The organism is Pararhizobium sp. IMCC3301, from assembly GCF_030758315.1.
GTDB lineage: Bacteria > Pseudomonadota > Alphaproteobacteria > Rhizobiales.
Genome location: NZ_CP132336.1, coordinates 3109391 through 3135422 on the forward strand (window position 1 = coordinate 3109391; position 26032 = coordinate 3135422).

The 26032-nt window shown below is 55.0% G+C and carries 23 protein-coding genes, 1 tRNA gene and 1 pseudogene; 16 read left to right on the forward strand and 9 right to left on the reverse strand.

Annotated features, from left to right (window positions below; all coding sequences use genetic code 11):
- Positions 1-411: 411 nt before the first annotated feature.
- The 3 genes from RAL88_RS15015 to RAL88_RS15025 form a co-directional block, all read right to left on the reverse strand.
- Positions 412-1173 carry a hypothetical protein gene (locus tag RAL88_RS15015; protein ID WP_306264663.1) on the reverse strand — a complete coding sequence of 254 codons (762 nt, stop codon included), beginning with the start codon at positions 1171-1173 and terminating at the stop codon, positions 412-414.
- 78 nt (positions 1174-1251) lie between these two features.
- Positions 1252-1530 carry a type I restriction-modification system subunit M N-terminal domain-containing protein gene (locus RAL88_RS21725; protein WP_371932103.1) on the reverse strand — a complete coding sequence of 93 codons (279 nt, stop codon included), beginning with the start codon at positions 1528-1530 and terminating at the stop codon, positions 1252-1254.
- Complete coding sequence (locus tag RAL88_RS15025; RefSeq protein ID WP_306264665.1) at positions 1527-3158, reverse strand: DUF262 domain-containing HNH endonuclease family protein; 1632 nt, start codon at positions 3156-3158, stop codon at positions 1527-1529. The genes RAL88_RS21725 and RAL88_RS15025 overlap by 4 nt, the downstream gene beginning before the upstream one ends.
- Positions 3159-3456: 298 nt before the next feature.
- On the opposite strand from RAL88_RS15025, the gene RAL88_RS15030 reads away from it, so the two are divergent.
- Positions 3457-4281, forward strand: a complete 825-nt coding sequence (locus RAL88_RS15030; RefSeq protein ID WP_306264667.1) for an IS5 family transposase — start codon at positions 3457-3459, stop codon at positions 4279-4281.
- A gap of 30 nt (positions 4282-4311) precedes the next feature.
- On the opposite strand, the pseudogene RAL88_RS15035 reads toward RAL88_RS15030, so the two are convergent.
- The 3 genes and pseudogenes from RAL88_RS15035 to mnmA form a co-directional block, all read right to left on the reverse strand.
- Positions 4312-5404 (reverse strand): annotated as a pseudogene (locus RAL88_RS15035) (IS3 family transposase).
- A gap of 237 nt (positions 5405-5641) precedes the next feature.
- A tRNA-Met gene (locus RAL88_RS15040) sits at positions 5642-5718 on the reverse strand.
- Between the two features lie 150 nt (positions 5719-5868).
- The gene (gene mnmA, locus RAL88_RS15045) at positions 5869-7074 is read right to left on the reverse strand and encodes a tRNA 2-thiouridine(34) synthase MnmA (RefSeq protein ID WP_306264669.1); all 1206 of its coding nucleotides are present in this window, start codon (positions 7072-7074) and stop codon (positions 5869-5871) included.
- Between the two features lie 399 nt (positions 7075-7473).
- Here mnmA and RAL88_RS15050 point away from each other — a divergent pair, with 399 nt between their 5' ends.
- Together RAL88_RS15050 and RAL88_RS15055 are read left to right on the forward strand one after the other, a co-directional pair.
- Positions 7474-7746, forward strand: coding sequence for a DUF1153 domain-containing protein (locus tag RAL88_RS15050; protein ID WP_306264671.1), 273 nt, complete (start codon positions 7474-7476; stop codon positions 7744-7746).
- 116 nt (positions 7747-7862) lie between these two features.
- On the forward strand, positions 7863-8000 hold the full coding sequence (locus tag RAL88_RS15055; RefSeq protein ID WP_306264673.1) for a hypothetical protein: 138 nt from the start codon (positions 7863-7865) through the stop codon (positions 7998-8000).
- Between the two features lie 83 nt (positions 8001-8083).
- On the opposite strand, the gene RAL88_RS15060 is transcribed toward RAL88_RS15055, so the two are convergent.
- On the reverse strand, positions 8084-9430 hold the full coding sequence (locus RAL88_RS15060) for an anaerobic sulfatase maturase (RefSeq protein WP_306264675.1): 1347 nt from the start codon (positions 9428-9430) through the stop codon (positions 8084-8086).
- A 189-nt stretch (positions 9431-9619) separates the two neighbouring features.
- On the opposite strand from RAL88_RS15060, the gene RAL88_RS15065 reads away from it, so the two are divergent.
- Together RAL88_RS15065 and RAL88_RS15070 are read left to right on the forward strand one after the other, a co-directional pair.
- Complete coding sequence (locus RAL88_RS15065; RefSeq protein ID WP_306264677.1) at positions 9620-10531, forward strand: MBL fold metallo-hydrolase; 912 nt, start codon at positions 9620-9622, stop codon at positions 10529-10531.
- 101 nt (positions 10532-10632) lie between these two features.
- Positions 10633-11016, forward strand: a complete 384-nt coding sequence (locus RAL88_RS15070; RefSeq protein ID WP_306264679.1) for a rhodanese-like domain-containing protein — start codon at positions 10633-10635, stop codon at positions 11014-11016.
- A gap of 44 nt (positions 11017-11060) precedes the next feature.
- On the opposite strand, the gene RAL88_RS15075 is transcribed toward RAL88_RS15070, so the two are convergent.
- The gene (locus RAL88_RS15075; protein WP_306264680.1) at positions 11061-12482 is read right to left on the reverse strand and encodes an NAD(P)/FAD-dependent oxidoreductase; all 1422 of its coding nucleotides are present in this window, start codon (positions 12480-12482) and stop codon (positions 11061-11063) included.
- A 26-nt stretch (positions 12483-12508) separates the two neighbouring features.
- Positions 12509-13318 (reverse strand): TVP38/TMEM64 family protein, encoded by an 810-nt coding sequence (locus RAL88_RS15080; RefSeq protein WP_306264681.1) that lies wholly within the window; start codon positions 13316-13318, stop codon positions 12509-12511.
- A gap of 405 nt (positions 13319-13723) precedes the next feature.
- On the opposite strand from RAL88_RS15080, the gene rpmH reads away from it, so the two are divergent.
- The 11 genes from rpmH to RAL88_RS15135 all read left to right on the forward strand — a co-directional run bounded on the left by rpmH (position 13724) and on the right by RAL88_RS15135 (position 26026).
- Positions 13724-13858 carry a 50S ribosomal protein L34 gene (gene rpmH, locus RAL88_RS15085; RefSeq protein ID WP_306264683.1) on the forward strand — a complete coding sequence of 45 codons (135 nt, stop codon included), beginning with the start codon at positions 13724-13726 and terminating at the stop codon, positions 13856-13858.
- An 88-nt stretch (positions 13859-13946) separates the two neighbouring features.
- Positions 13947-14459: a ribonuclease P protein component gene (gene rnpA / locus RAL88_RS15090; protein WP_306264685.1), complete on the forward strand. Its 513-nt coding sequence runs from the start codon at positions 13947-13949 to the stop codon at positions 14457-14459.
- Positions 14460-14473: 14 nt separating this feature from the next.
- On the forward strand, positions 14474-16318 hold the full coding sequence (yidC, locus tag RAL88_RS15095; protein ID WP_306264687.1) for a membrane protein insertase YidC: 1845 nt from the start codon (positions 14474-14476) through the stop codon (positions 16316-16318).
- Complete coding sequence (locus RAL88_RS15100; protein ID WP_306264689.1) at positions 16319-16468, forward strand: hypothetical protein; 150 nt, start codon at positions 16319-16321, stop codon at positions 16466-16468. It begins immediately after the preceding gene.
- Positions 16469-16547: 79 nt separating this feature from the next.
- Positions 16548-17234: a CatB-related O-acetyltransferase gene (locus tag RAL88_RS15105; protein ID WP_306264691.1), complete on the forward strand. Its 687-nt coding sequence runs from the start codon at positions 16548-16550 to the stop codon at positions 17232-17234.
- Positions 17231-17923, forward strand: coding sequence for a ribosome biogenesis GTP-binding protein YihA/YsxC (gene yihA, locus RAL88_RS15110; RefSeq protein ID WP_306264693.1), 693 nt, complete (start codon positions 17231-17233; stop codon positions 17921-17923). The genes RAL88_RS15105 and yihA overlap by 4 nt, the downstream gene beginning before the upstream one ends.
- A gap of 282 nt (positions 17924-18205) precedes the next feature.
- Complete coding sequence (locus RAL88_RS15115) at positions 18206-20113, forward strand: extracellular solute-binding protein (protein WP_306264694.1); 1908 nt, start codon at positions 18206-18208, stop codon at positions 20111-20113.
- Positions 20110-22062, forward strand: coding sequence for an extracellular solute-binding protein (locus tag RAL88_RS15120; RefSeq protein WP_306264695.1), 1953 nt, complete (start codon positions 20110-20112; stop codon positions 22060-22062). Before RAL88_RS15115 ends, RAL88_RS15120 begins: the two co-directional genes overlap by 4 nt.
- Positions 22063-22093: 31 nt before the next feature.
- A complete protein-coding gene (locus RAL88_RS15125; RefSeq protein WP_306264697.1) occupies positions 22094-23212 on the forward strand; it encodes a microcin C ABC transporter permease YejB in 1119 nt (372 codons plus the stop codon).
- A gap of 4 nt (positions 23213-23216) precedes the next feature.
- Complete coding sequence (locus RAL88_RS15130; RefSeq protein ID WP_306264699.1) at positions 23217-24371, forward strand: ABC transporter permease; 1155 nt, start codon at positions 23217-23219, stop codon at positions 24369-24371.
- Positions 24372-24382: 11 nt separating this feature from the next.
- Complete coding sequence (locus RAL88_RS15135) at positions 24383-26026, forward strand: ABC transporter ATP-binding protein (RefSeq protein WP_306264700.1); 1644 nt, start codon at positions 24383-24385, stop codon at positions 26024-26026.
- Positions 26027-26032 lie beyond the last annotated feature (6 nt).

Below are 26032 nucleotides of genomic sequence, written 5' to 3' on the forward strand. Positions count from 1 at the left end.
CTACCGGGCTTTTCTATCGGAAACATCAATTCTCCTTACAGAGAACTGTAACCTGTTCCACTGACTCAGTTCAGGGGTGCAGTCCAAAGCTGTTACCTATGTCTCCGGGTCGGACATTCTAAGATTGGTAGCGCAGGAGGGACTCGAACCCCCGACACGCGGATTTTGTTTAAGGGGCGCGGATTGCAAGCATACAGCGAGCAGACCCGTGACACGTTTAGGAATATCGTAAGAAAGTGAATACTGGCAGGAAATCGCAGTGACGACTTCGACAAGTTTGAGGATAGAGGCTTGTTGCCTGGGGTAGACGCATTCCAAGGTCGATATTGGGCGGGGAGCGGACGGTCGGCTTTTGCTCCCCGCGTAAGGATAGTTGACGTTCGCGCCGATGGCTCCGCGGGCCACATCCTCCTATGCGCTCGCGTCCATAATTCGTTTGCTTGCATCGAGAGAAATTTTCGCCACCGAACGCAGCCAATCGGGCGCAGGGTCGCCGTACAGAGCTTTCGACGGGTTTAGGTTGGCTTCTTTGCAACGGTGATAGGCGTGGGCTTCATAAGCCAGACGGCTCACTATCCAGACTAGCCGCAAGCGCAGCTTTTTTACTTCGTCGAGTTGTGCAATCAGATCGTCGAACTGCTCCAGTTCGGCCAGGTAGCTTTCAATAGGCTCAATGGTCGCAAGTTTGGTGTCCTTCAAAAGCACATTGAAGTCGGAGGTGTCCCAAGAATGCGAGAGCTTATTGCGAACAATACGTATCTTATCCAGATCCAGCGCCAAATCCGACGACACCACGTTAAAAGCCACCGCCAGCTTGATGCGCTGGGAGAAGCTAGAGAGCGGGCCGTAGCCGCCGAACATATTCTTCTTTCCTCCGGGAACATAATCGGGGAGGGCGTGCTTGAATGCGGACAACAACAGGTCATCAGCAAAGGCGCAAGTGATGATTGGAAGGAAGCGCGCTTCTTCAGTCACCAAGAGTGACGTGAAGCATTCGAGATCAGCTGTGTCGAATGGGAGTCCATTAAGAGTTGCTACAAATAACTCAATAGCCCGTTTATCGAACGACTGGGTGTAGTTTCGATAAACCTGAAGGCCAGCCTTCTCGTGATAGCCAAGGTCCATGGCAGCAATGTCGGGGTCAAACCGGTTAGCGTTATCGATCTCAGTCATAGAGGTGTCCGTCGTCCGGATTTTTGGAACAGTTGCCGCGTGATTTTGCGGAGAGATTGGCTCATCTGTATGTTGATCTTAAGCGGTTTGATTGCGGTATAGCAAACGCCGTTGTTTGAACGTGTTTCGTTTGATCCTTTCGCGTTTGAGCAAGATTGTCTGGCCGCGTCCGAAGTAGACGTCCTGTGCATCGGAGATGCGTTTGAAGAACAGTAGTGGGAGAATGTAGCCCTTCCAATCTGTGCGATCGACTGCAGATCCTCGGAGCGTGTTAGCGGCGTCCCATAGAGCCGACTTCAATTCAGCTGCTCTGAAAGACTGCCTATTTCTTTCAGATTTATCCACCGATACATTCATGCAATTGCCCAAATTTCTGCGGCAGCTTCAACCATTCCATTTTGCCGAGATTCGATCTGCTCAGCACGCCAGTCATCCTGATCCAGAATCTTTTTCGTCGTATCGAAAGACACCTTATTGTTCCGTTCGGAATAAATCTTCTTCTTCCGGTCGAACCCGAAATACTGCGCTCTATAATTTTTGCTGCCTGCAAGCAGGGCAAGGTTTCCAAGGCGGTGCAGCCATTTACGATGTGTCTCTTCGGTGAAACGCTCGCGCCAGTATTCTTCTTTTAATGCCTGTGGGAGCACATGCTCGATTGTGATCCTCCCACCATAGTTTTTTGTCACAGATTCATCCTGATCAGCCTCTTCAAGTCTCAGCAGAACAGCTTGCGCAAAGGGTTTGCCATAGACCTCGCCGTCGAGCAGGGCTCGAAACTCCTCATTCTGAGTATTATGGCGAAAAATCGATCTAATGTCGTCGGCCGATTTGCCCGAACGTATTGCAGTGATCAATCGGAAATAAACAGTTAGGCGGGCGGTGAACCCAAGCCGCCTTATCCAGTTCTGATAAGTGATTTTTTCGAGGAAATCGATGAACTCAAACTCTGAGATCCCATCGACCGGATTGTTGAGATAGGCGAGGAGTGGTGGCACCCACTCTTCGAACGCGACACGATGGAGCGAACGCAAAGAACGGCGCGCCGCAACATTTTCGAAGCCATTCTGCTGAATGCGAAGATAATTCCGTGCAGATGTCGTTATCCCGTCGAGGAAAGTAAACGGGTCTTCGCTAATCTCGATGAGCGGTTTGTATTCCTCGTGCAGCGTCTTTCGAGCCTTGGTCGCAGTGACTGAAGACCGATGGTGCGCCAGGAACTGATCCAGCCGCTCGATACCAATTGTATCTTCGAGTTGCAGCCATTGTTGCTCAAGGTCTTCGCTCTTGGTCGTCTCGCCACCCAGTCGTGCGAACAACATGTTCTTGATTAAGTCGGCATTTGAGAGCGGCATGCCGCGTGCGTTTAACACATTGAACAGGCGATATGCTGACTGCAAAGATGCTGTCGTAACGAAGACTACGTATACCTTCGTGAGAAGATAATTTGCAAACAGCTTGAGCGTTTTCTCGTCCTTTTCGGAGAGAAACTGGTTTATTGCAGCAAGGTTTTCCGCAATTCTAATTTTTGGCGCATCTTGGTTATTCTCAATCTCTCGAAAAATAGATTCGGTGATTTCCTGACTCGCCAAAACATGTCGGCGGAAAAAGCTTTGGTCTTTTTGGCGCAGTGTGAGGCGCGGCGTTTCTTCTTCGCCGGTCAGTTCATTCCGAGGAAGTACACGCTTTCCAAGCGCAGTTTTTGCCGGTTCGCTCACCGCGTCTCTCAATCGAGCGAAAATGAGGTTCAGCGTAGTCAGCCGTTGCTGCCCGTCAACGACCTCGTACAACTCGTCTTTGCTTCGCTCGATCGTGATGAGTGACCCGATGAAGTATTCCTCGTCATTTGCTTTGAAGGCTTCCCATGCGTCGTCGAGGAGTTGTTCGACATTACCCTTTTCCCAAGAATAGGGGCGTTGATAAGGCGGAATTTCATATCGAATTTCATCAGTCAGTATTTGGCCAATTGTTCTTTCTGCGGCTTCCATCTGCTGGTTTTCCCCTCAAGTTAATTTTATTAATGAAATATGGCATATTAACCGAGCCAACGTGTCGCAGCCGTGTTTCGGCTAATGTAAGTGATTGGCAGATTGCTGCACAAGGCAAATCTCTGGGGATTGAGCCAGTTAAAGGCGCTGCGTGTGCGATTCCAGTTAAAAGGGATCCAGCCCCTGCTAGTGACGTGCTCTCCTGATTGTACCCGTTTAAGAGGCCAACCGAAAATTATGTTGAGTGATTTCAGCAAGTTGTGATTCTCTGTTGTTTGCAAAGACAATGGAGGATCGGATGGCTTGGACTGAAATCACTCGGAAGCAATATGACCGCAGATACTTGCGCTATGCAAGCGATTGTACGGACGAGGAATGGGCGTTGATCGTGCCGTTCATGCCTGCGCCGAGCAAGGTCGGTCGACCGCGCAAATGGCCGATGCGCGAGATATGGAACGCGATCCAGTATATAGCGGCGTCGGGCTGCCAGTGGGCGATGCTGCCAAAAGACTTCCCGCCCTTCACAACGGTCCAGCACTATTTCTACCGATTACGCGACAGCGGCCTGCTCGACATCATCAACGAAACGCTGGTCATGTCCGCGCGCCTTTTGGCCGGCCGCGCGGCAGAGCCGACAGCGGGTGTGATCGACAGCCAAAGCGTGAAAACCACGGAAAGCGGCGGCCCGCGCGGCTTTGATGCGGGCAAGAAGATCACAGGCCGCAAGCGTCACATCCTCACTGATACACAAGGCAATATGCTGGGCGCGATCACGCACACCGCCGATATACAGGACAGGGATGGCGCACCGGACGCCATCGCATACACGAAAGAGAGCTTCCCCAGCCTTGCCCATCTGTTTGCAGATGGCGGTTATGCTGGGCAAAAGCTGAAAACTGTTCTTCAAAACATGGATGGGCCGACCATCGAGATCGTCAAACGCCCCGATGGTGCAAAAGGATTTGTTGTTATTGCAAGGCGCTGGGTTGTCGAGCGCACATTTGCCTGGCTTGGAAGATGTCGTCGCTTGGCAAAAGACTGGGAGGCAACCGTAGCATCTTCCGAAGCGTGGCTGCTCATCGCATCCATCCGGCGCACCACCCGCCTTATCGCAAGGACTTGAAATCAATGCGTATTAATTTTGAGTCGGGCTCTAAGAGTTAGCCCTATTCCAGTTTTGGTCTTGTGACCGGGTTACAAATTCGTGGGGTGTGAGCCCGTTCAGGCTCGTATGTGGCCTTTCTGTGTTGTAGTCAATTTTCCATTCTTCGATCATGTTGCGTGCAGTTGGCAAGTTTGAGAACAAGTGCTCGTTCAAACATTCATCCCTCAAGCGCCCATTGAAGCTTTCGACAAAGCCGTTTTGCATCGGTTTTCCAGGCGCAATGTAATGCCACTCAACCTGGCGTTCTTGTTGCCATTTCAGAATAGCATTGGATATGAGTTCCGTTCCATTGTCAGAGACGATCATGCAGAGATAGCCCCGGCGTTCAGCGATGAGGTCCAGTTCACGCACAACACGCGTTCCTGACAGCGAGTTGTCGACAACGGTTGCCAAACATTCCCGACTGAAGTCGTCTATCACACACAGGATGTGGAACCTGCGTCCATCTACCAATGTGTCAGACACAAAGTCCAAGCTCCAACGTTGATTGCCATGGGTGCCCTGGTGCCCAAGGCGCACTTTCGGCCACCACGTTTGCGCACAGTGAGCCGTTCTTCCTTGTAAAGCCGGTACAGCTTCTTCCAATTCAGTTCCCAGCCTTCCCGTTTCAGTAGAATGTGTAGCCGCCGATAGCCAAATCGTCGCCGCTCCGCAGACAGCTCCACAAGCCGCCTGCGCACTTCAGTATCGTCACGACGTGTCGATTGATAGCGATAGACCCGAGGAGCAATGCCCACCAGTTCACACGCTTTGCGTTGGGAGTAGTTTTTGATGTTCATAGCCCAGCTCACAACTCGTCTCTTCGAACTGGGCTTCAGAAGTTTTTTCCCAGCATTTCCTTCAATGTCGCAACATCCAACATCTGCTCTGCCAGGAGCTTCTTCAGTTTCCGGTTTTCTTCCTCAAGCGCCTTCAACCTTTTGGCTTCCGACACTTCCATGCCGCCAAATTTGGAACGCCATTTGTAAAAGGTAGCATCACTAATGCCATGCTTCCTGAACAACTCAGCGGCCGTCATACCGGCTTGATGCTCCTTCATTATGCCAATGATCTGGTCATCGCTAAATCTGGATCTCTTCATCGTCTATCTCCTCAATTGGGAAACAGACTAACTTCAAATCAGGGAGGTTTCAGGGGAGCACGTCACATACGATGTAGAATTGTCTTGGGCACCTTAGTCGCAAGCAGATCGGCCATTGATTGATCGCCAAAGTCAAAAAATTAATTAGCTGCTACCTATTTGCTACCCAGCCGAACAAGTGAATCCGCAAGAGTGTACTGACAAATCATTCAGATTATTGATATTGTTGGTAAGATTTGGTAGCGGAGGAGGGACTCGAACCCCCGACACGCGGATTATGATTCCGCTGCTCTAACCAGCTGAGCTACTCCGCCCCGATCAGGGCCACAGGCGGGACGCCTGGAAATCATTGTCTGTGCAACGAATGAGGCGCATATAAAGGGCCGTCCGCATTGGTGTCAAGCGCTCTCGGCGCGGCGATTTGATATCTCGCCGTCCCGGCTGGCGCCACGGCCCGGGCCGGGTCAGGCAATCAGGAAGTCAGCTGCGGTTTTGCGCACACCATCCTGCAGCTCGCCGGCTGTCGCAGCCAGTGCAGGTCGCTCGGTCGAGCGGATCCATCCGCCGCCAAGAACCCGGCTGCCGGCACTGTCATCTTCATAAAACACGCAGGCCTGTCCGGGCGAAATGCCATCCTGCGGTTCGCTCAGCGCGCAACGGATACCGCTGGCAGACGCGTAAAGAATTGCCGGCATTGGCGGGCGCGTGCTGCGCAGCCTTGCGAGGATCGGCAGGCCATCTTCCGGCAGGTCTGACAGCGCCTGGCTGCCGAGCCAGTTGACATCGCGCAAATGCACCAGCGATGTGGCCAGGGCCGCACGCGGGCCAACCACAACCTGGCGCGTAGCCGCGTCGAGCGCCACCACATATAATGGATCGGCGGCCGATACGCCAAGGCCGCGGCGCTGCCCGACCGTATAATGGATGATGCCCTTATGGGTGCCGAGCACAGTGCCGTCGATATGCACGATGTCGCCGCTTTCCGCCGCATCCGGTTTCAGCCGGGAAATCACATCGGCATAGCTGCCGGACGGCACAAAGCAGATGTCCTGACTGTCCGGCTTTTGTGCCACATGAAGGTTCAGCTCTTCGGCAATCCGGCGGGTTTCAGCCTTGCTCAGGCCACCCAGCGGAAAGCGGATGAAATCGAGCTGCTCCTGAGTGGTGGCAAACAGGAAATAGCTCTGGTCACGGTCATGGTCGAGCGGACGGAATAATTCGCGGTGCCCGTCAGCGCGCAGCTGGCTGCCGATATAGTGCCCGGTCGCCAGCGCCGCAGCGCCCAGACTTCTGGCGGTTTCCAGCAGATCTGAAAATTTGACGGTCTGGTTGCAGGCGACGCAGGGAATCGGGGTTTCGCCCGCCACATAGCTTTCCATGAAGGGATTGATGACCTGTTCACGGAATTTCTGCTCATAATCCAGCACGTAATGCGGCATATCCAGCATATCGGCAACACGGCGCGCATCGTGAATATCCTGGCCGGCGCAACAGGCGCCCTTTTTGTGGGTGGCCTCACCATGATCATAGAGCTGCAGCGTCATGCCGACCACCTGATAGCCCTGACGCTTCAGGATGGCGGCGGTCACCGAGGAATCGACGCCACCGGACATGGCAACAACAATGCGCGTGTCTTCCGGCTTTCCCGGCAAATCAAGACTGTTCAGCATGACAAAGGTCCAGATGGTTCATATGCAAAGCAATATGCATGGCCTGCATATAGTCTGACAATGACAAAACCCAAGCGGTTCCGGTCATTTTGCGGCTTTTTAGGCTGATCTGTGCGCCCGCGCAAGACCGGCCCCGCTGATCAGACGCCGTGATCTGGCGGGCGATGTGGCCGCAATTGCCGCATGACGCGGGCGCTTCAGTCCCGGTGCGAGCCGGTCACACGGCCAGTCGCATTTGCACTGCAGCTGGTTTTCAGTCTGCAGCGGCCAGTGCGGCCGACCGGTTTTCAGACAGTTCAAATTCTTAGCAAATCCTTACAGTCACCTTAGGCAAAATTTAAGGCGTGAGCGCTAAAGTCGCATGGTCTGGTCACATCAGATTTGAGTGTGAGAGTACTGATGACCGATCGCATAAAACCGCGTATCAAATACGTGATCGGCCCCGATGGGTCGCCACTTACTATTGCTGACTTGCCTCCGGCCTCAACTCGTCGTTGGGTCATTCGCCGCAAAGCTGAAGTAGTGGCTGCTGTTCGTGGTGGACTATTGAGCCTGGAGGAAGCCTGTAACCGTTATACTTTGACGGTGGAGGAATTTCTGTCCTGGCAATTGTCAATAGACAGCCACGGTCTGGCAGGGTTACGAACGACGCGCATTCAGCAATATCGCTGAACCGTAACAAACTGAAAAAACCGGCGGCGACGCCGGTTTTTTTATGTCTTCGCGCCCAGCGGTTCCATGTGCCCGGCAAATAGCCGGCTGACGACATAATTCCCTTGCCGGTCAGCGTGAGCGGCCTGCGGCAGTTGCTGCAGATGCGGCTGGCTGAAGGCATCTCGATCCGCGGCCTGCCTTCTATTCTGGAAGGTGTTGCGGAAGCCGACGCAGTGCCTGTGCGGCTGACATCCATTCGCTGTGCAAGCTGAAGACAGTCGGATCGATCGAGAGCAGTTCATGATTATTTTGAAACATTTGATCGGAAACGTCTTCGCCCTGCAATCGCAAGGGATCAACTGCGTAACTGCCCGCAGCATTTCTTGAATTTCTGCCCACTTCCACACGGGCAAGGATCATTGCGCCCGATACTGAGGCCCGGAAAACCCTGGTTCCGGGCCCGTGTCCAGGACATGACATCGCTCGCCTGGCCGCCCTGGTTGAGCCGGTGAGCCAAGTACCGCATTTGGGGCGCAACGTGGCGGAAGAATTGTCTGTAGGCGGCACAGAAATAGTTGAGCCCGGCCTCACCATCGGCCGTGATCGCGACGCGGTGTTTGGGGCAGCCGCCATTGCAGGCGAAACGGAAGTCACACTCCCGGCATTGCCGTGGCAGTGTGGCCGCCTTGGCCTGCCCGAACGCTCTCTGCTGATCGCCGTCAACAAGCGCGCTCAAATCCTCTTCCATGATGTTGCCCAGCCGGTAATCCGGATAGACGTAATGGTCACAGGCATAGACATCGCCATTGTGCTCCATCGCCAGTCCGTTGCCGCAGGTCTCTGCAAAAATGCACAGGCTGGCGCCACGGCCGACCCATGAGGACAATGTTGAATCGAACATCTGCACCGATATCTGGCCGACATCCTCGCACACCCATTCGTCGAATGTTTCAACCAGGAACCGCCCGTATTGCTCGGGCGTCAGCGACCAGTCAGTGACCTCGGTCGCGCCCGCGAACGCAGGCGAGACCAGCGAGAGGCCTGCTTCAGTCTGTTCAGTGCCGAGGCGTTCGAAAATCGGAATATACTGATGATAGCGGCTGCCGATGCTCTTGAGGAACCGATAGAGCCGTGCCGGATCATCGACATTGTGCCTGTGCAGTACCGTCAGAGTATTGAACTCCACACCGTGTTTTTGCAGCAGGTCAATTCCGCGCCGCACCTGCGCGTATGTGCCCTTTCCGCCCTTGTTGACACGGTAGCGGTCATGCAGTGCGCGCGGGCCATCAATCGAAATGCCGACAAGAAAATCATTGTCCTTGAAGAACCTGCACCATTCATCATTGAGCAGGACGCCATTCGTTTGAAATGCATTCTCGACGGTTTTGCCGCCGGCATGAATTTGCTGCAAGGCGACAGCGCGGCGGAAAAAGTCGACACCGAGCAAGGTTGGTTCCCCGCCCTGCCAGGCGAAAATGACATGCTCGCACGGCTGCGCAGCAATATAGCTGCGCACATAATGCTCAAGCAGATCATCCGACATTGCCCGGGCGGCGGGATACAGCGCTTCCTTTTCCAGATAAAAGCAATAGTGGCAATCGAGATTGCACAGAGCCCCTGCGGGCTTGGCCATGATCGAAAAAGGTACCGTGGTTTGCGCTGCAGTGCCTTGGGATCGCTGCTGGTTCAGATCAGGAGTCATGTTGCCCTTCTAGCGAGTTATGTTTTCAATGTCTCGGTAGCTCATGGCTAGGGAATCTCTGTTTAAACCGTTTTGCCGCCAATGGACATAGGGCGCAAGCAGGACACGCAGGATTATTGCCGAAGACAGCCGTAACGATCCGGCCTGGAGCCGCCAGGAACCTTTTCTGCATACCGGTGTTATCACCGCATGAACAACAATAGCAGCATTACCAGAACCAGTTCCTCCCGCGGACCGGGATCGGCACAGATCACAGGCTTTTACGACGAAGATAGCGGCAGCATCCAATATCTTGCCGCTGATCCGGACACCAGGAAGGCCGCTCTGATCGACATTGTGCTGACCTTCAATCCGGCCAGCGCATCTGTCACTACCGACAGCGCCGAAGCGATTCTGCGCCATGTCGAACGCGAGGGGCTGGACGTGGAGTGGATACTCGATACCCATCCGCATGCCGACCATTTGATGGCGTCGTCATTTCTCAAGCATCGCTTGGGAAAGCCCAATGCGATTGGCGAAAAAGTCCTGGAAATCGCTGATCTGTGGCGCGGCCTCTATCACATTCCTGATGCATTCGACCCTGCGCGGGATTTCGACCGTCTGTTTGCCGATGGCGACAGCTTTAAGATCGGCTCGCTGCCGGTGCGGGTGATGTTGTCGCCCGGCCACACGCTCGGCTCGATCAGTTATCTGGTCGGTACCGACGCCGCTTTTGTCCATGACACTTTCATGCAGCCCGATGTGGGGACCTCACGGGCGGATTTCCCCGGTGGCTCGGCAGAGGTTCTGTATGACAGTTTGCAGGATATTTTGAGCTTGCCTGATGAGACCAGGCTGTTCGTCGGCCATGATTATGGAACAGATGACAGGGCTGACCCGGAATGGGAAGCGACGGTGGCAGTGCAGCGCGCCAGCAACAGACACATTGGCAAAGGTGTCTCGAAACAATCCTTTGTTGCTCAGCGCCAAAAGCGCGATGCAACACTGTCCCTGCCGGATCGCATGTTGCATGTGCTGCAGATGAATTTGCGCGCCGGGCAAAGTCCCAGCCCCGAAAGCGACGGACATGCCTATCTCAAAATACCATTCAACCGGTTCTGAACGGGTCGGCCGACGACACAGTGCTGTCTGGTAAGCCTGAACGCCGGAACCGGTGTGGAAATTTCAATATCAACAACACACGATCCGGGAAGAGATAAGCTATGAAATCAGAAACCATACAAAACGGCGTTCTGGAAAACTGGAGCCCTGAAGAGGTTCAGAAGGCGTTTTCCGAAAATGCGATAATTCTGATTGATGTGCGCACGCCGCAGGAATTTGCGCTGGAACGGATTGATGGCGCATTGCTCGCGCCGATGCAGGCCTTCAAGCCGGAACACATGCCGGATCAGCAGGGCAAACCAATCGTATTCCATTGCGGCTCCGGCGTCAGATCCAGGAAGGCCGCAGAAGCCTATCTGACGGCCGGATTTGACCATATCGCGCATATGGCGGGCGGTTTCGGTGCGTGGAAAAAGGCAGGATTTGCCTATACCGGCACTGACATGGCCACCGGAGCGCCAAAGCAGATGCGGTCGACTTCTTAAGTACGTTCCGCCCCGCTCTACCCGATGTGCGGTTGCCCTGCGGTTCAGTTGAAACGCCGCAGAAAGTGGATGATCCTTTGCACCCATTTGTTGCGGGCGGCACCGGACAGATGTGTGATCGCTGCCCGTTTACTGATTTCGCTGACAGTCGGATAAGGCGCAATGTAGCCTGAGATCGCACCGATTTTCATCTTCTGGGAAATCGCCAGCGACCACATATTGATCATTTCACCGGCCTGATAGCCAACGATGGATGCACCAAGTATTTTGCCCCTTTTGCTCACTACGACCTTGATCAGACCACTGGTTTTGCCTTCCGTCTGGGCGCGGTCATTTTCCGCATAGGGCCAGCGCAACACCTTGATTCCGCGATGCTTTTTACGGGCCTGCTCCTCTGCCAGCCCGACATGGGCCAGTTCCGGATCGGTATAGGTGGCCCAGGGAATGATATGACGGTTTTCCTTGATCGGCAGCCGGAACAAAATGGCGCGGATCACCAGACCGGCGTGATAATTCGCCATGTGGGTGAATTGCAGGCTGCCGGCAACATCGCCAATCGCATAAACGCGCCGGTTGGACGTCCGCAGGCTTTTGGACACCTTGATAGCACGGTCATAGCGAATGCGGGCGTCCTTCAGCCCCAGGCCTTCCACATTCGGTTTGCGCCCGGCAGCGACCAGAAGATGGCTTCCGGTGATGACTTCTTCGTCATCGCCAGCCTCCAGCACCACGGCAATTCCGCTTCCGGCTTTCTCGACGCGGGCAATCTTGACCTTTTCGCGAATGACGATGCCGTCCTGCCTGAGCTTGTCAATGACGATTTCCGTCAGTTCCGGATCATCATGTGCCAGCGCCGTGAAGGCTTCGACCACTGTCACTTGCGCGCCAAGTCGGCGATGCGCCTGGGCCATTTCCATACCGATAGGTCCGCCGCCAATGATAATCAGATGATCTGGAGCCTCGGTGCGCTCGAAAATGTTTTCATTGGTGAGGAACGGCACATCCTGCAACCCCTTGATCGGCGGCACTGCCGCACTTGAACCGGTGGCCACTACAAAGCGCCGGGCGCGAATGCGCGTGCCATTGACCTCGACGACCCGCGAATTGACAAATTTCGCAGCCCCTTCAATGACGTGAACCCCCATTGAGGTAAAGCGTTCAACACTGTCATTGGGCGCAATCGCGCCGATCACCGAGTGCACGTAATCATGTACCTTCTGAAAATCGACAACCGGCTCAGGCGCATGAATCCCGTAGCGGCCCGAATGGCGGATAACATCAGCGCTTTTCGCTGAAGCGATCAGGGCTTTCGACGGCACGCAGCCGTAATTCAGGCAGTCGCCTCCCATTTTGCCTTTTTCAATCAGGACAACGGAAACACCAAAGGCTGCTGCGATCGCCGCCACAGACAGGCCGCCGGAACCCGCGCCGATGATGCAGATGTCAGGAGTGAGGATTTCGCCCATAATTCACGTCTTTCCATGGTTTCAGATTAAGCAGTCCTGCGACTGCGCAACCGCTTCAGTACAACTGGGATCAGCGCCAGCACGCTGAGTGCCGCCAGCGCAGCGAGAATTTCCGGCGTGACCAGATCCTTGGTGCTGATCTCGATGGCACATGCGCTGTTGTCAATACAATCGGCATTGGCGGCCTGTTGCGCCTCGATGACACTGTCCAGTCCGGCACCGATAAAGGCAAAGGCAAATGAACCGGGTATAATTCCAATCAGTGTCGCCGACACATAGGTCGAGAGTTTAATGCCAAGCATTGCCGGTGCCAGATTGACCAGCCAGAACGGAAACGCGGGAACCAGGCGCAGAAACAACAGATAGTTGAAGGCGTCCTGTTCAAAACCGGCTTTCAGTCTGACAATCCAGGGGCCGGCTTTCTCGCGCAGCGCCGCTCCGAACGATGTCGTCACCGCCATAAACAGAAGTGTTGCGCCTGCAGTCGCTGCAAATATGGTGACCGAGCCGCTGACCAGCCAGCCAAACAGAAAGCCGCCGGATATGCTCAAAATACCTGCGCCCGGCAGCGACAGCACGACAATCACCACATAGAGCGCTGTATAACCCAGCAGGGTCAGGGCGAAGTTCTCTGTGACAAATGCAGCCAGTCTTTCCCGGTTTTCGATCAGTGCACTGATGGAGAGCGCCTTATGCCATCCCATGGAAAACGCAAAAATCATGAACCCCGCAATTGCGAACAGCGGCAGCCAGCGTTTTAAAATGCCTGCTGTCCTGTTTTGTTTGGGGGCATCATTCATGGGCAATTGCTCATCAGGCTGTTCAGACAGCATCATAGGTGCCTCTTTCCAGGATCATCAAGTGTTGCGTGGTGTGACGTGAGTGTCCGGTGTGCCACGTTCCATCCAATGTCAGGAGCAGGAACTGCCCTTTAAATAACCCTCTGCCGTTAAAACGAAAGCGGAATTCGCGAGTCTCACCCATAAGTGAGTTCAGGTGGCGGCGGGTCTCACGCCGCTGTGAATGACAGGCGCGGCAAAGTGATCGGGCCGCCCCTGTCGATTTGCGGAATTCTGCCGCCACATCAATTGACTTTTACCATCAATCTTGCCTATAAGCCCGCTGACTTGGGCAAATATCAGCTCTGTTGAATGCTGAAACAACTTTGCTTACAGGATTTCCCGTCTCGCGACGTAGTGATTGACTTTTAAGAGGGCCGCTCTCATTGCGGCAATGGATCGATGAAACGTACCTACCAACCGAGCCGACTGGTTCGTAAACGCCGTCACGGTTTTCGCGCACGCATGGCAACCAGTGGTGGCCGCCGCGTTATTGCTGCCCGCCGGGCCAAAGGCCGCAAGCGCCTCTCGGCCTGAACACGGCTTGCCTGAACACGGATTGCCTGAACACGGATTTGCGGTCGAATCCAGCCAGGAGCAACCAGCAGTGGTCGGCAACGGGTGAATGGAACGGCTTAGAAAACGGTCTGATTTTCTGCGTGTGGCGCGGGGGCACAAACAAGTGCGCCGCGCCCTTGTGCTTCAGGCATGGCACCATCAGCCAGAAGGCCCGGGCGAACCCAAAAATGACGAACCCGAAAATGGTCCAGTCAGTGGCATCACCCGCCTTGGATTTACAGTTACCAGAAAAGTTGGAAACGCGGTTGTGCGCAACCGCGTCCGGCGGCGGCTCAGGGAAGCTGTCCGCCTGCTCGAAAAATCCAGCGCCGCAGCGGGGCAGGACTCGCAGTTTCGGCCTGATACGGATTATGTGCTGGTCGGCCGTCTGGCAGCTCTCACAATGCCGTTTGCTGAAATCCAGCATGATCTGGCGCGTGCACTCGACAAAATTTCCTCTCAAATTCGCATCCGCCAGAGCAAACTTGGCAAAAAAGCCGAGAAACCTGATGAAGACCACTCGCCAATCGATCAAATTCCCCTTAAAGAGCAGGGCATCAAGCCCAATGATGTTGCCTAACAGCTGGATCCTTCATGCAGGACAATAAAAACCTAATACTCGCAGTCGCGCTTTCCGCTGTCGTTCTGATAGCGGCACAGTATTTCCTCTGGGGTCCGCAACAGGAAGATGCCCGTCGTCTTGCAGAACAGCGCCAGGCACAAACTGTTGAAACCGACGCAGTCACGCCAACAACACCGGCACCTACGGCTGGTGGCGGCGTTGTGCCGACGCCGGGATCGCCCGGATCGGCAGGCACCGCCCCCGGAACGGCGACCGCGCCGACAGGCGCCGCACGCCAGACGGTGTTGCAGACCAGCCAGCGCGTTGCCATTGATACACCGGATCTGGTGGGATCGATCAATCTCGCCGGTGGCCGGGTTGATGATCTCTCGCTGAAGAATTACCGCGAGGAGATCGAACCTGACAGTCCGATCATTCAACTGTTTTCGCCATCGGGAACTGCCAAACCCTATTATGCTGAATTCGGTTGGGTGCGGGGCGAGGGCGTCACCGCTTCTGTGCCTGGAGGCCAGACCGAATGGACGCTGGTTGATGGTGACCGTCTGACCTCAACCACGCCGGTATCTGTGGAATGGGACAATGGCGAGGGCCTGATGTTCAGGCGGGTCTATTCGATCGACGAGGAATATCTCATAACGATTGCCGACACGGTTGAAAACAGCGGTTCACAGTCTGTCTCCCTGTTTCCCTATGCTCTTGTCACGCGCCAGGGTATTCCTGACACGCAGAATTTTTTCATCCTTCATGAAGGCCTCATTGGCTATATCGGCGAGCAGGGTCTGCAGGAAGTCGATTATGACGATCTGATGGATGAGGGCGAACTGAAATACGCTCCCGAGACCAATGGCTGGCTCGGCATGACTGACAAATACTGGGCGGCTGCCATTGTGCCGACGCCGGGCGAGAAATACACACCGCGCTTCTTCTATCACAATGCCAATAATCGCGATTCCTTTCAGGCAGACTTTCTCGGAGAGTTGGTTGAGATTGCCCCCGGCAGCAGCAGGGACCATGTCTCACGTCTCTTCGCCGGTGCCAAGGAAGTCAATGTCATCAACAGCTACCGCGACAATCCCGGTATTGAACGGTTCGATCTGATGATCGACTGGGGCTGGTTCTACTTCATTACAAAACCGATGTTTGTGGCGCTCGACTGGCTCTACAAACTGATTGGCAATTTTGGTCTCGCCATTCTGGCGGTGACTGTAGTGCTAAAAATCTTCTTCTTCCCGCTGGCCAACAAATCCTACGCCTCGATGGCGAATATGAAGAAGGTCCAGCCGCAATTGACCGAATTGCGTGAACGCTACAAGGATGACCGCGCCCGCCAGCAGCAGGCGATGATGGAATTGTACAAGAAGGAAAAAATCAATCCTCTGGCCGGGTGTTTGCCGGTGGTCCTGCAGATTCCGGTTTTCTTTGCGCTCTACAAGGTGCTGTTCGTCACCATTGAAATGCGACATGCGCCATTTTTCGGCTGGATTCAGGATCTGGCAGCGCCGGACCCCACCTCCATTTTCAATCTGTTCGGTCTCATTCCCTGGGATCCGCCGCAAATCCTGATGCTCGGCATCTGGCCGCTAATCATGGGCGTCACAATGTTCGTGCAGATGCGCTTGAATCCGATGCCGCCCGACAAGACCCAGGCGATGATTTTCACCTGGATGCCGGTGATTTTCACCTTTATGCTGGCCTCTTTCCCCGCCGGTCTGGTGATCTACTGGGCCTGGAACAACACTCTGTCGATCTTTCAGCAGTCCCTTATCATGCGCCGCCAGGGTGTGCCTGTGGAGATCTGGAAGAACACCAAAGAGGCGCTCGGACTGGGCAGCAAGGAGCAGAAGGAAAAGGCTTGAGTGCCCGTGGACCTTCCTTCTGCCGCATCCGCCAGTTCTGACAGGCCGGTGATGTCATTCAAACCGGGCAAACCGGGCAAACCGGGCAAACCGGGCAAACCGGGCAAACCGGGCAAACCGGGCAAACCGGGCAAACCGGGTTGCCTCTGAAGAGTGCGCTGTTTGCTCGCTCTTTCCAGACCTGATTTACTGTCGGAAGTTACTGCAACCCATCTGATTCGAGATCGCAATGCCTGCAGACATTTCTGATCAAAGCGCCAGCCCGGCCGATCACGATGCCGGGTTGGGGCCGGACCCGGAGCTGGCATGTCCGCTGTCGGAATTCCCGCAACTGGGCTTTCTCAGTCAGCTGGTCGATCATCCGCGCATCCAAATCGGTGATTACACTTATTACGATGATCCTGATGGTCCTGAGAATTTCGTGCAGAAATGTGTCAGATATCATTTCGATTTCATCGGTGACCAGTTGATTATCGGGCGTTTCTGCGCCATCGCCACAGCTGTGCAATTCATCATGAACGGTGCCAACCATCCGATGGACGGCTTTTCCACCTATCCTTTTGCTGCCATGGGCCGGGGCTGGGATCTTGGCTCCGGGTGGCCGGAAACCGGACGTGGTAATACCATCGTGGGCAATGATGTGTGGATTGGCCGCGAGGCAACGATCCTGCCGGGCATTCATATCGGCGACGGCGCGATTATCGGCACGCAGTCAGTCGTAACACGGTCTGTGCCGCCCTATGCCATCGTAGCGGGAAATCCGGCCCGTATCGTGCGCCTTCGCTTTGATCAACAAGTGATCGACCGGCTCTGCCGGATTGCCTGGTGGAACTGGGATGCGGCGACAATCACCCGCAATCTCGCCGCGATCCGCGGCACAGATCTGGACGCATTGCAACAGGCGGCGGAATTATGAGCAGCGAAACAACACAATCATCCCCGGCTGAATCGGCATCCCCGGCTGAACCGGCATCCTCGCCTGAACCTGGCCTTACGCCGGAGCAGGTGGAAGTTGGCCGCCTTGCTTTTGCCAGACCCTGGCGGTTTGTCCTTGGTGTCGCCAAATTGGTTCAACTGCCCCAGAATGACGGCATTGAAATCGCCTTTGCCGGCCGATCCAATGTCGGAAAGTCGAGCCTGATCAATGCTTTGACAGGGCAGAACGGTCTTGCCCGGACCTCCAACACACCGGGGCGCACCCAGGAACTGAATTTCTTCACAAATGACGATATCACCATCGTCGATATGCCGGGCTATGGCTATGCCAAAGCACCGAAAGGGCAGGTCGAGGCCTGGACGCGGCTGGTCTATTCCTATCTGCGCGGACGGCCAAATCTGCGCCGGGCCTATGTGCTGATCGACAGCCGCCATGGTATCAAGGATACCGATCTGAAAGCGCTGGATCTGATGGATCAGAGCGCCGTATCGTATCAGATCGTGATGACAAAGGCGGACAAGCCGCGCGGCGCTGACCTTGAAGACAGTTTGACACGGACCCGTGCGGCGATTGCCAGACGGCCGGCGGCACATCCGGAGATTCTGCTCACCTCATCCGAAAAAGGCACTGGCCTGGCCGAATTTCGCGCTGAAATTCTGCATCTTTGATAGCGCAGTTTAACCCCCGCCTGACGTCTTGACCCCCGCCAGACGTCTTGAGATGCCTGTTCCAGTCGGCAGGACCATGGCGCGGAAGGTGTCTCACGGGCAGGCAGGCAATCCTGGTCAAACGCCTCAATGCAGCCGTAAAGCCATCTGAACGCTTAAATTTTCGTCATAAAGCCACCTTTGCCCTAGTCGAATCCGGCTTGAGGTCTATAGAAATAAAGCAGGGGAGTGCGATGTTCCGGCATTGCGGACGAGCAAACGAGAATTATGAGGAGGTTGATCTTGACGAAATTGATTGAGCGATTGAGGTGGAATTCCGAGCGTCTGCAGCGGCAGAACCTCGCTGGCTTTGTAGCTGCCTTGACCACACTCCTGATGGCATTGCTGCTGATCGCCCCAGCAGGTGCCCAGACCATGAGCGAGTGGAAAAAATCCACAGCGCTGGTTGGTTCGCCGCAATATCCTGATGATTTCACCCAGTTCAAATATGTCAATCCGCAGGCGCCGAAGGGCGGCATTGTGCGGTTGTCGACTGACGGCACATTCGACACGCTGAATTCCGTGCCGCAACGTGGAAATCTCGGCATCGGCGTCGGCCTGATCTACGATACATTGATGACGTCATCCCAGGATGAAATTTCTGCCATGTATCCGTTGATCGCCACACAGATGCGCTATCCGGATGATTATTCAAGCGTCACTTTTCAGCTCAATACAGCGGCGCGCTGGCATGATGGTGAGCCTCTGACAGCCGACGATGTCGCATGGTCATTTGACACGTTGATCAAAAACAACCGGATCTATCAGAATTACTACAAGAATGTGACCGGTGTCGAAATCAACGGCGAGCATGAGGTTACCTTCAGCTTTGATCAAACCGGTAACCGGGAACTGCCACACATTGTCGGTCAGTTGATGGTGATGCCGAAACACTGGTGGGAGGGAACGGATGAAAAAGGTGAGAAGCGCGACATCACCAAGGGAACCCTGGAAATTCCGCTCGGCAGTAGTGCCTACAAGATTTCACGAGTGGTGCCCGGGCGCACCATCGAATATGCCCGCGTCGAGGATTATTGGGCCGAAGATCTGCCGGTAAATGTCGGGCAAAACAATTTCGACCGCATCCGCTACGAATATTTCCGCGATTCCGTGGTTGAAATGGAAGCTTTCAAATCCGACGATTTTGATTACCGCGTGGAAAGCACCGCCCGGGTCTGGGCAACTGGATATGACTTCCCTGCCGTCGAGGATGGCCGGGTGATCAAGCAGGCATTCGATGATCGGGGGCGCGGTCTGATGATCGGGTTTATTCCCAATCTGCGCCGCGAGAAATTTCAGGATGCCCGGGTCCGACAGGCTCTGAATTATGCCTTTAATTTCCAGGAGATGAACCAGACCATTTTCTTCGACGAATATGAACGCATCGATTCCTATTTCTACGGCGACGAACTTGCCTCCTCCGGTGTGCCAACCGGACTTGAGCTGGAAATCCTCGAAACTGTACGTGATCAGGTGCCCAAGGAGGTGTTCACGACCGCGTTTACAAATCCGGTTGCCGGGGACAGTGGTGCCTATCGCGACAATCTGCGCGAAGCGGTCCGGCTGTTTCGTGAGGCTGGTTACGTGCTCAAAGACGGCAAAATGGTGAACAGCACCACAGATGAACCGTTTGCCATTGAATATCTGCTGAACAGCAACCGGTTTGAAAAGGTGGCGCTGCGTCTGAAAGCCAATTTTGCCCGCATCGGCGTCGAGCTTGCCGTTCGCATCGTCGACAGTTCGCAATGGGTAAACCGGGTTCGCAGCCGGGATTTTGATTTCATCTATACCGGCTGGGCACAATCCCTGTCGCCTGGAAATGAGCAATTGGAATATTTCGGTTCTGAAGCCGCCGATCAGGAAAGTGCGCGCAACTGGGCCGGCATCAAGGACCCGGCTGTCGACAAGCTGATCCAGCGCATTATTTTTGCTGAGAACCGGGAAGAACTGATTGCCGCAACAAAAGCCATGGACCGGGTTTTGCTGGCAAATCATTATATTATTCCCGGTTGGACGCTGCTGAAAACGCGCACGGCGCGGTGGGACCGCTTCTCACATCCAGAAACGTTGCCCTATTACAACGAACCGGCCTTTCCCGGTATCTGGTGGTATGACGAGGAAAAGGCAGCAAAGGTTGAGGCACGGAAATGAAGCGCCGCATTCGCCCAACCGGAATTGACAAAGTCGGAATTGACAAGGCCGGAAGGCATAATGCAGGGACGGGCATTGGCAAAATGGATGGCGCAATAACAAGGCGCGAAGGGCTCGCTCTGGGCGCCGGGGCGGCCTTCTCTCTGGCCGCTGGTCCGGGTTTTACCAAAACTCCGGTCAAAGGCATTGAGGGCTTTGCGGGACAGGCCGCGCGCCACGGTCTCTCGATTTTCGGCGACCTGAAATATGCCGCCGATTTTCCGTACTTTGACTATGTCAATCCGCAAGCACCCAAGGGCGGGCGCTTTGTCCTCTCGCCCGGAAGCTGGTCCCACAACCAGAATCCGCAAACCTTCAATACTTTGAACGGCTATGTCACCAGGGGCGATGCGCCGCCCCGGCTTGAGCTGATTTTCGACAGTCTGATGGCCGGTGCCGGGGATGAGGCGGATGCAGCCTATGGGCTTGTTGCCGACAGTGTGACGGTCTCGGACGATGGCAACAGTTTTCTGTTCAGCCTCCGCCCTGAGGCGAAATTTCACGATGGTTCATCCCTGACCGCGCATGATGTGGCCTATTCGCTGACCACCTTGAAACAGGACGGGCATCCGGATTTCACCCAGAGTTTCCGCAAAGTTGCGGCCATTGAGGCGCTGGACGATGGACATCTGCTGGTTACACTGGACGGCACCCAGTCGCGCGGTCTGATCTTTGAAGTGGCCGGTGCACCGATCTTCTCGAAAGTCTATTATGCTGATCGGGAGTTTTCCGCATCAACCATGGACCCGCCGCTTGGCTCGGGACCCTACCGGATCGGCGGTTTCGATGCAGGCTCGTTTCTGGACTATGAACGGGTTGAGGATTATTGGGCCAAAGACCTTCCATTGATGCGCGGTCAGGCAAATTTTGACACCATCCGCGTTGAGTTCTATCGCGAACGCCAGACCGCCTTTGAAGCCTTCAAGAAGGGCAGTATGACCTTTCGCGAGGAATTCACTTCCAAGACCTGGGAGACGGAATATGATTTTCCGGCGGTGCTTGATGGAAGAGTGAAAAAAGTTCTGTTTCCGGCGGAACGGCGCCCCAGCTTTCAGGGCAGTTTCCTCAATACGCGCCGCTCGAAGTTTTCCGATTCCCGAACCCGCGAAGCCCTGGTGCTGTGCTTTGATTATGAATGGGTCAATGAGAACCTGTTTTTCAGCGCCTATTCGCGAGTGTCGTCCTTTGTTGAAAGGTCTGTCTACAAGGCCGAGGGCGTGCCGACAGGTGCTGAATTAGCTTTGCTGGAACCGTATCGCAGCCAACTGCCGGATGCGGTGTTTGGCGAAGCCTATGTTCCTCCGGTTTCCGATGGCAGCGGCCGTGACCGCACATTGCTGCGGCGCGCCTCTGAGCTTCTGGCAGAGGCCGGCTGGCAGCGTCGCGACGGTGCTCTGGTCAACGATCAGGGGCAGCAGCTGACGCTGGAAATCATGGTGCGCTCGCCGGTTTTCGAGCGGGTTTACGGCAAATATGTTGAATCCCTGCGCGCCGTCGGGGTTGAGGCGACGATTCGTGTCGTTGACCCGGCCCAGTTCCAGGCGCGGTCGGCGGCGTTCGACTATGATATGGTCGGAACGGCAATGTCGCTGGGCGCAACGCCATTTTCCTCCGCCGAGCAATTATTCTCGTCCCGGTCGGCTGACACGGAAGGTGCCAATAACTGGGCCGGTGTCAAAGATCCGGTGGTCGATGCCCTGATTGCCGAAGTTGAGGCGGCGACAGACCGACAAACGCATCAAACGGCATGGCGCGCCCTTGACCGGGTTGTCCGCGCTGGCCATTACTGGCTTCCTGGATGGTACTCCGAACATCACCGTGTTGCGGTGTGGGATAAATATGATTGGCCGGACGATAAACCTGATTATTCTTTTCCTGTTGAAACCACCTGGTGGTCGAAGGCGAACTGACGCATCAACAGAAGCTTGAGTCGATAAATCTATGGCCGCATATATTATCAAACGCATTCTGCTCATGATCCCGACCCTGCTCGGCATCATGGCAATCACCTTTGCCATCATTCAGTTCGCGCCCGGCGGTCCTGTGGAGCAGGTGATTGCGAAACTGTCCGGTAATTCCATTTCCGCGACTGAGCGGATCAGCGGATCGGGCGGCGATTTCGGTTCGGTGGGAGACGCAAATCTGGAGAAGTCCGGGCAAAGCGATCCGATTACGTCACGCTATCGCGGTGCCCAGGGGCTCGACCCGGAATTCATCCGCCAGCTGGAAAAGGATTTTGGCTTTGACAAGCCACCCTTGCAGCGGTTTATTTCGATGTTGTGGAATTACGTCCGGTTTGACTTTGGCAATTCCTATTTCCGCGATGTCAGTGTCATCGACCTGATCAAGGAGAAAATGCCGGTGTCCATTTCCCTCGGGCTGTGGATGACGCTGATTTCTTATGGCATTTCCATTCCACTGGGCATTGCCAAGGCCGTGCGTGATGGCAGCCGCTTTGATGTGTGGACCTCTTCGCTCATTATCGTCGGCTATGCGGTCCCCGGATTTCTGGTGGCGATTCTGCTGATTGTGCTGTTTGCCGGCGGCAGTTTCTGGGATATTTTCCCGCTTCGCGGGCTGACCTCGGAGAATTTCGCCGAACTCGGCCTGTTTGAAAAAATACTCGATTATTTCTGGCATCTGGTGCTGCCGCTGACCGCTATGGCGCTGGCGGCCTTTGCCACCTCCAGCCTGTTGACGAAAAACTCGTTTCTCGATGAAATCCGCAAACAATATGTCATGACGGCGCGGGCCAAGGGCGTGTCCAACCATCAGGTTCTTTACGGGCATGTGTTCCGCAATGCCATGCTGATTGTAATCGCCGGCTTTCCCGGCGCATTCATTGGCGCATTCTTTTCCGGCTCCCTGCTGATTGAGACAATCTTTTCACTTGATGGTCTGGGGCTGCTGAGTTTTGAATCCGTCCTCAACCGGGACTATGCGGTGGTCTTTGCAAATCTCTACATCTTTTCGATCATCGGTCTGGTGGTCGGTCTAATCTCGGATCTGACCTATACTTGGATTGACCCGCGGATCGATTTTGAATCGCGGGAGGTGTAGCGTCATGGATGCGAAAGTCAGCACATCCGCGAGGGAAACAGTTCCCGTCACGCCAGCAAAGCCAAGCCGGTTCTCACCGATTAATCAGAGACGATGGCAGAATTTCAAGGGCAATGGCCGCGGCTATTGGAGCCTTCAGATTTTCCTGGTGTTGTTTTTCGTCACCCTGTTTGCAGAATTCATTGCCAATGACAAACCGCTTCTTGTGTCCTATCAGGGCGAATTTCTGACCCCGGTATTTGTCGATTATCCGGAGGAAAAATTTGGCGGATTTCTGCCGGTAACGGATTATCGCGATCCGTTTGTACTGGAGGAAATTGAAGCCAATGGCTGGATTCTCTGGCCGCCAATCCGCTATTCCTACCGCACCGTCAACAATGAAATTCCGACACCGGCGCCATCGCCGCCTTCCTGGATGCTGGACAAGGAAAAGCGTTGCCAGCGCTATCCCGGCGGTGTTGAAAATCCCAGTTGCTCCATCGGCAACTGGAACTGGTTCGGGACCGATGATCAGGCCCGCGACGTCATGGCCCGGCTGATCTACGGGTTTCGCATTTCGGTTCTGTTCGGGCTGATCCTGACGATTTTTTCCTCGATCATCGGCGTCGCCGCCGGGGCTGTTCAGGGGTATTTCGGGGGCTGGACGGATTTGCTGTTTCAGCGCTTTATTGAAATTTGGACGTCGGTACCCACGCTCTATCTGTTGCTGATTCTGGCTGCAATCATCACCCCCAGTTTTTGGATTCTGCTCGGCATTCTATTGCTGTTTTCCTGGGTCAGTCTTGTGGCTGTGGTACGGGCCGAGTTTCTGCGCGCCCGCAATTTTGAATATGTCAATGCGGCGCGCGCTCTTGGGGTGGGCAATCTGACCATCATGTGGCGCCATTTGCTGCCCAACGCGATGGTCGCGACCCTGACTTTCATGCCCTTCATTCTCAACGGGTCGATCACAACCCTGACCTCGCTGGATTTTCTCGGCTTCGGCCTGCCGCCGGGCTCGCCATCGCTTGGCGAATTGCTGGCGCAGGGCAAGAACAACCTGCAGGCGCCGTGGCTGGCGCTGACCGGATTTTTCGTGATTTCACTGATGCTCAGCCTGCTGATTTTTGTCGGTGAAGCAGTTCGGGATGCATTTGATCCCAGAAAGACATTTTCCTGATGGCTGCGGACATGGCGCAAGATAAGGTGATTGGGCCTTTGTTGAAAGTGGACGATCTGCATGTCGATTTCACCGTTGACGGCAAGATCATCCATGCTGTACGCGGCGTCTCGTTTCATATCGATCAGGGCGAGACGGTTGCTCTGGTAGGCGAATCTGGTTCCGGCAAATCGGTCACCGCCCTGTCGGTGCTGAAACTGTTGCACTATCCGCCGGCCTCCCATCCCCGCGGCTCGATCCTGTTTGACGGCGAGGATTTGATGCAGACCAAGTCGAAGGATCTGCAGCACGTTCGCGGCAACAATATTTCGATGATTTTTCAGGAGCCGATGACATCGCTCAATCCGCTGCATTCCGTGGAGCGCCAGATTGGCGAAACCCTGAAACTGCACCAGGGCGCATCGGATGCAAAGGCGCGCGCGCGGGTTATCGAATTGCTCAATCAGGTCGGCATCCGTGATCCGGAAAAGCGCCTGCAGGCCTATCCCCACCAATTATCCGGCGGCCAACGCCAGCGCGTCATGATCGCCATGGCGCTTGCCAACAAGCCGAAGCTGCTGATTGCTGATGAACCGACCACGGCGCTTGATGTCACCGTTCAGGCGCAGATACTGGAATTGCTGGCGGATCTGAAAACCCGTATGGGAATGGGGATGCTGTTCATCACCCACGATCTGGGAATTGTCCGCAAAATCGCTGACCGGGTTTGCGTCATGACTGATGGCGAGATCGTTGAGCAGGGACCGACCGAGGAAATTTTTCAGAACCCGCAGCACAGCTACACACAGCATTTGCTGTCTGCCGAACCGAAAGGCGATCCGCCGGAACTCGATTCCAGTGCCCCTGCGGTAATGACCGGGAAGGACATCAAGGTCTGGTTTCCGATCAAACGCGGATTTCTGCGCAAGACGGTCGACAACATCAAGGCTGTCGATGGCATTGATCTGACAGTTCGTGAAGGCCAGACCCTGGGCATTGTTGGCGAAAGCGGCTCTGGCAAGACCACCCTTGGCCTCGCCCTGATGCGGTTGCTTTCATCAAAGGGCAGCATCAATCTGCTGGGCAATTCGATCCAGGGGAAATCCTCCCGGGAAATGCGCCCGTTGCGCAAGGATATGCAGATTGTCTTTCAGGACCCGTTCGGGTCCCTCAGTCCGCGCATGTCGATCAGCGCCATTATCGAGGAAGGTCTAGTGATCCATTTCCCCGATCTGTCCCGCGATCAGCGAGAGCAGCGCGTGTCTGACGTTCTCAAGGAAGTCGGGCTTGACCCGGCGATGCGGCATCGCTATCCGCACGAATTTTCCGGCGGCCAGCGCCAGCGCTTCGCCATTGCCCGGGCGCTGGTTCTGGAACCGAAATTTCTCATGCTGGATGAGCCAACCTCCGCGCTTGATATGAGTGTTCAGGCGCAGGTCGTGGATTTGCTGCGGGCGGTGCAGAAGCGGCGCAATCTGGCCTATCTCTTCATCAGTCACGATCTGAAGGTGGTCAGGGCGCTGGCCAATGAAGTCATCGTCATGCGCCTCGGCAGGGTTGTTGAGCGCGGGCCTTCGGCACAGATATTCGATGCGCCGCAGCACGATTATACAAAAGCTTTGATGGCTGCTGCCTTTGACATCAGGGCAGTCGGCGCGGCTGAACTGGCAGTCTGAGGGAAT